Below are 5,789 nucleotides of genomic sequence, written 5' to 3'. Positions count from 1 at the left end.
CGCCGGTCGGCCTCAACCTGCGCACGCCCGACCGCGGCGCGAGCCGCCTCGGCCTCACGCCGCTGGAGACCCCCGGCAGCGTCGACGTCATCTCCGGCGAGACCGCGCGGCTGCGCGGCCAGGACACGATCGCGGACGCCGTAACGCAGAACGCCACCGGCATCACCACCATCGCCTCGCCGGGCAACGGCAACGGCGCCTTCACCAGCCGCGGGTTCTCGGGGCCGAACTCGATCCAGCAGCTCTACGACGGCACGCGGCTGTTCGTCGGCGCCAACACGGTGACCTTCCCGTTCGACACCTGGAACGTCGAGCGCATCGAGGTGCTGCGCGGGCCGGCCTCCGTGCTCTACGGCGACGGGGCGATCGGCGGCGTCATCAACGTGGTGACGAAGAAGCCGACCTTCACGTCCATCAACCTGGTGCGGGCCGGCTTCGGATCGGACGGGATCGCGCGGCTCGCCCTCGATTCCGGCGGCCCGATCGGCGACGCGGTGGCCTATCGCCTCAACGTCAGCGGCAACCGCGCCGGCGGCTGGATCAGCCCGGACGGCGACTTCCGCAACCTCGCGGTCTCGGGCGCGATCCTGCTCCAGGCCACGCCAGACCTCGCCTTCACCCTGAGCCACGACCTCGGCTATCAGGAGCCGGCGCGCTACTGGGGCACGCCGCTGGTCGACGGGCGCATCCCGGATTTCATCCGGTTCAAGAACTACAACGTCCGCGACGCCAAGATCACCTGGGCGGACAACTGGACCCAGCTCAAGACGGAGTGGACGCCCACCGCCGACATCACGGTGCGCAACACCGCCTACCGGCTGCAGAGCAGGCGCCACTGGCTCGACGTCGAGACCTACCGCTTCAACCGATCGACGCGATTGGTCGACCGGAGCGACTACACCGAAATCTACCACCAGCAGGAACAGCTCGGGAACCGGTTCGACGCCGCGTTCAAGGGCACGCTGTTCGGCTTCCGCAACGAGTTCCTGGCCGGCTTCGACGTGAACCACATCGACTTTCGGCACACCAACAACTTCTCGACCGTCGGATCGGGCCTCGTCACCAGCGTCCCGCTGACGGATTACGACCCGGGCTCGTTCCCGCTGAACGGCCGCGCCAGCCCGGCCTACGCGACGAGCACCGACCAGGCCTCAGTCTTCGCCGAGGATCGGCTGATCCTCACCGACCAGCTCTCGTTCCTGTCCGGCGTCCGGTTCGATGCCTCGACCCTGCAGCGCGAGAACCTGATGAGCAACGGGCAGTTCGAGAAGTCCTTCCAGGGCCTCGGCTACCGCTTCGGGCTGGTGTTCAACCCGACGCCGGACACCGCGCTCTATGCACAGGTTGCCACCGCCACGGACCCGGTGAACAGCCTGATCACGCTGTCGCAATCGCTGGCCGGCTTCAAGCTCTCCACCGGCGAGCAGGTCGAGCTCGGCGCAAAGGGCGTGTTCTGGGACGGCCGAGGCGAGTGGACGCTCGCCGGCTACCGCATCGTCAAGGACAACCTGATCTCGGCGGTGCCGGGCCAGCCGAACGTCTCGACGCAGGTCGGCCGGCAATCCTCCTACGGGGTCGAGGCGGCGCTCTCGCTGCAGGTCACGCCGCTCTGGCGGGTCGACGCGAACCTCGCCCTGCTGCACGCGCAGTACGATTCCTTCGACCAGGCCGTGAACGGCGCGACGATTTCGTACGCCGGCAACCGGCCGATCGACGTGCCCGAGCGGGTCGCCAACCTCTGGCTCAATTACGCCTTCGCGCCGACCTGGGAAGCACGGGTCGGGTTCCAGTACGTCGGCGAGGTGTTCAGCGATTTCGGCAACACCGCGCGACGCCCGGCCTACGGGCTGGTCAACCTCGGCCTCGACCATCAGGTCACGCCGGCCTCGCGCCTGTCCTTCCGCGTCTTCAACCTGTTCGACAAGGTCTACGCGATCAGCGGAAACGCGGTGGACGGGGTCGGCACAAACTGGCTCCTCGGGCGACCGCGCTCGTTCGAGGTCGCCTTCACGACGGCGTTCTGAGATGGCCTCCACGGCGCGCATGCTCGCCAAGCTCGCTAAGCTTGGCAAGACGGGGAAGCGGTGGCTGCATCTCGGCCATCGCTGGCTCGGCATCGTCACGGGGCTGTTCTTCACGACGTGGTTCGTGAGCGGCGTGGTGATGATGTACGTCGCCTACCCGTCGCTGACCGAGCCCGAGCGCCGGGCCGGGCTGCCCGCGATCGCCTGGGACGCGGTGCGGGTCTCGCCGGACGCGGCATTGGCCGACGAGCCCGGCTTTCCCCGGGCGCTGAGCCTGTCGATGCGGGGGGCCGAGCCGGTCTACCGGGTCGCGCGTTGGGACGGGTCCCGCCGCGCCGTCTCCGCGGTCGACGGCCGGGCGATCGGCCCCGCGTCACCGGACGAGGCCCTCGCCATCGCCGGCCACGATCCGCGCAGCCTGCGCCCGGCCTACCGCGACACGCTCGCCTACGACCTGTGGACGGTGCACCAGCGCTACGATGCGGTGCGCCCGCTCCACCGCATCGCGCTCGGCGATGCGGACGGCACCGAGCTCTACGTCTCGCAGCCGACCGGTGCCGTGGTGCTCGACACCACGGCGCACGAGCGGTTCTGGAACTGGTTCGGCGCCGTCCCGCACTGGCTCTACGTCACGCCGCTGCGGGCGCAGGCCGCGCTGTGGCGCACGGTGATCGTGTGGGTCTCGGGGATCGCGATGGTCGGGGCCGTCACCGGGTTCGTGCTCGGACTCCTGCGGATCCGGATCGCCCGACGCTATCGCTCCGGCGCGGTGACGCCCTATCGCGGCCTCGCGCGCTGGCATCATCTCGGCGGCCTGATCGGCGGGCTCGCGCTGTTGAGCTTCATCGTCAGCGGCTGGCTCTCGATGAACCCGAACCGCTGGTTCTCCTCCTTCAGCCCGTCGCAGGCGATGCTCGAACGCTACGCCGACGCACCCGGCGCCCGCACCGGGCTCGACCGCGCCGCGATCCGCCAGCGCGCCTGCACGGATGCGGCGGAGGTGCGGTTCACCTGGCTCGGCGGTGCGCCGCTCGCGGTGATCGCCTGCCGCGACGGACGGGAGATCGCCTGCTGCGGAACGGCGCCGGTCGCGCCCGACCGGCTGGACGCCGCCGCGCGCCGCCTGGTCCCGGAGGCTCGATCGATGACGACCTCTCGGCTCGAGCACGAGGACTTCTACTGGACGTCGCACCACCGCGCCCGGCGCCTGCCGGTGCTCCGGGTGGTGTTCGACGACCCGGCGGCGACGTGGTTCCACATCGATCTCGAGACCGGCGAGATCCTGAACCGGCTCGACCGGTCGGGCCGCGTCGAGCGCTGGGGCTTCGACCTGCTGCACACCCTCGATCTCGGCATCCTCCTGCGCCACCGGCCCGCCTGGGACGGGGTCATGCTGCTGCTGCTCGCGGCCGGATCGGTGATCGCGGGCTCGGGCGTGGCGATGGGCTGGCGCCGGCTGAGACGGCCGGCGGCCGGATCGCGCCCGGCTTGAGTGCGGGCCGATCCCCTCGCTCGGCTCGGCGAGGCTTGCTCAGCGAGGCTTGCTCAGCGAGGCTTGGCCCGCACGGGGCGGCAGCGCTACCATCGCAGCGAAGGGCCCGGAGCGGTTCGCGAACAGACAGGGACGGACGCTGCCATGGCGCGCGCGCGAAAAGTCATCATCACCTGCGCCGTCACCGGCGCGATCCATACGCCGAGCATGTCGCCCTACCTGCCGGTGACGCCGGAGGAGATCGCCGACGCCGCAATCGGCGCGGCGGAGGCAGGCGCGGCCATCGTCCACCTGCACGCCCGCAACCCGCAAACCGGCGAGCCCGACCAGACGCCGGAGGCCTTCGCCAAGGTCCTGCCCGTCATCAAGCAGCGCTCGAGCTGCGTGGTGAACATCACCACCGGCGGCGCGCCGACGATGACCATCGAGGAGCGCGTGCGCCCGGCCGCGACCTTCAAGCCGGAGGTCGCCTCGCTCAACCTCGGCTCGATGAACTTCGGCCTGTTCGGGATGCTCGACCGCTTCAAGGATCTCCAGCACGAATGGGAGCGAACGTATCTGGCCAACAAGGACATCATCTTCCGCAACTCGTTCGGGCAGATCGAGCACATCCTCACCACCTGCGCCGGCAACGACACACGATTCGAGTTCGAGTGCTACGACACCGCCCACCTCTACAATCTCAAATACTTCTTCGACCGCGGCCTGGTGAAGGCGCCGCTGTTCATCCAGACCGTGTTCGGGTTGCAGGGCGGCATCGGCTCGCACCCGGACGACGTGATGCACATGAAGCGTACCGCCGATCGGCTGTTCGGTGACCAGTACCACTGGTCGGTGCTGGGCGCCGGGCGCAATCAGATGAACATCGCGGCGATGGCGGCGGCGATGGGCGGCAACGTCCGCGTCGGGCTCGAGGACAGCCTCTGGGCAGGACCGGGCCGGCTCGCGCAGTCGAACGCCGAGCAGGTCGCCCAGGTCCGCCGGATCATCGAAGGGCTGGGGCTCGAGGTCGCGACGCCGGACGATGCCCGCGAGATGCTGTCGCTGAAGGGCGGCGACCGCGTCGGGTTCTGAGGCCCGTCACCCGGCGGGGTTCGCGAGAATCTTGCCGGGATTGAGGATGTTCCTCGGGTCGAGCGCGCGCTTGACCGCCCGCATCGTCGCGATCTCGGCGGTCGAGCGCGAGAGCCCGAGCTTGCCGCGCTTCTCCAGCCCGATGCCGTGCTCGGCCGAGACCGAGCCTTGAAGCGCGGCGAGCGGCTCGTAGATCGCCGCCTCGACCTCTGCTTCGAGGGCGGGGTCCGGCAGGCGCGCGGTGTTCCAGTGGATGTTGTTGTCGCCGACATGCCCGTAGGCGACGCTGGCCGCGTCCGGGTGGATCGCGGCGATCCGCGCGCGCGCCTCGGCGACGTAGCCGGCCATGGCCGAGAGCGGCACGCTGACGTCGAACGGGCGGCCGAGCCCGGCCTCGACCAGGATCTCGACGCGGTCGCGGATGCGCCACAGCGCGCGGCGCTGCTCCTCGGACGCCGAGACCACGGCATCGTGCACGACCGCCTCGGTCATCAGGGTCTCGAGCAGGCTCAAGAAGCGCGGTTCCTCCTCGGGCACGCACTCGACCTCGATCAGCGCGTAGTACGGGTGCTCCCGGGGGAGCGGCGGGGTGAAGCGGCCGGGCGCGGTCATCGTCCGGTAGAAGTCGGGCCACATGCCCTCGAAGGACGACACCCGGCCCTGGAACGCCCGCTGCGCGCGGGCGAGGATGGCGGCGGCGGCGTTCACGTCGGCGCAGGCGACGAGCGCGGTGGCGTAGCCGGCCGGCGCCGGACGCAGGCGCAGCACCGCGCGGGTGACGACGCCGAGCGTCCCCTCCGTGCCGACGAAGAGCTGCTTCAAGTCGAGCCCGGTGTTGTTCTTGATCAGCGGCCGCATCGACGAGACGATCGTGCCGTCGGCGAGCACCGCTTCGAGGCCGAGCACCATCTCGCGCATCATCCCGTAGCGCAGCACCCGCAGGCCGCCGGCATTGGTGCTGATCGTGCCGCCGATCGTCGCCGAGCCGCGGGCTCCGAGATCGAGGGGGAAGAACAGGTCCGCGGCTTCCGCCGCCGCCTGCACCGCCTCGAGCGTGGTGCCGGTGCGGACCACCATCGTCATCGCCAAGGGATCGAGCGCCTCGATCCCGGTCATGCGCTCGAACGACAGGGCGATGTCGCCGGGCGCGCAGAGGATGCCGTCGACGAGGCCGGTGGCGCCGCCGCGCGGGACGACGG

At 70.3% G+C, this 5,789-nt stretch carries 4 protein-coding genes; 3 read left to right on the top strand and 1 reads right to left on the bottom strand.

All coding sequences use genetic code 11. The annotated features are described in order from the left end of the window. The 3 genes from FV223_RS18295 to FV223_RS18285 form a co-directional block, all read left to right on the top strand. Nucleotides 1–2,024 (top strand): TonB-dependent siderophore receptor (locus FV223_RS18295; protein ID WP_147728357.1); only part of this gene is annotated, 2,024 nt, incomplete at its 5' end. A 1-nt stretch (nt 2,025) separates the two neighbouring features. Beyond that, the gene (locus FV223_RS18290; protein ID WP_246689723.1) at nt 2,026–3,516 is read left to right on the top strand and encodes a PepSY domain-containing protein; all 1,491 of its coding nucleotides are present in this window, start codon (nt 2,026–2,028) and stop codon (nt 3,514–3,516) included. A gap of 144 nt (nt 3,517–3,660) precedes the next feature. Beyond that, nucleotides 3,661–4,590, top strand: a complete 930-nt coding sequence (locus tag FV223_RS18285; RefSeq protein ID WP_147728356.1) for a 3-keto-5-aminohexanoate cleavage protein — start codon at nt 3,661–3,663, stop codon at nt 4,588–4,590. Nucleotides 4,591–4,596: 6 nt separating this feature from the next. On the opposite strand, the gene FV223_RS18280 is transcribed toward FV223_RS18285, so the two are convergent. Then, on the bottom strand, nt 4,597–5,789 hold a 1,193-nt coding region (locus tag FV223_RS18280), incomplete at its 5' end, for an FAD-binding oxidoreductase (RefSeq protein ID WP_147728355.1).

Source organism: Methylobacterium sp. WL116 (assembly GCF_008039455.1).
GTDB lineage: Bacteria > Pseudomonadota > Alphaproteobacteria > Rhizobiales > Beijerinckiaceae > Methylobacterium.
This window is presented reverse-complemented; position numbering and strand designations above follow the sequence as displayed.

Excerpts from the sequence above, each read along its gene's own strand:
- FV223_RS18290 (WP_246689723.1), top strand. The coding sequence starts at position 2,026 with ATGGCCTCCACGGCGCGCATGCTCGCCAAGCTCGCTAAGCTTGGCAAG.
- FV223_RS18285 (WP_147728356.1), top strand. The coding sequence starts at position 3,661 with ATGGCGCGCGCGCGAAAAGTCATCATCACCTGCGCCGTCACCGGCGCG.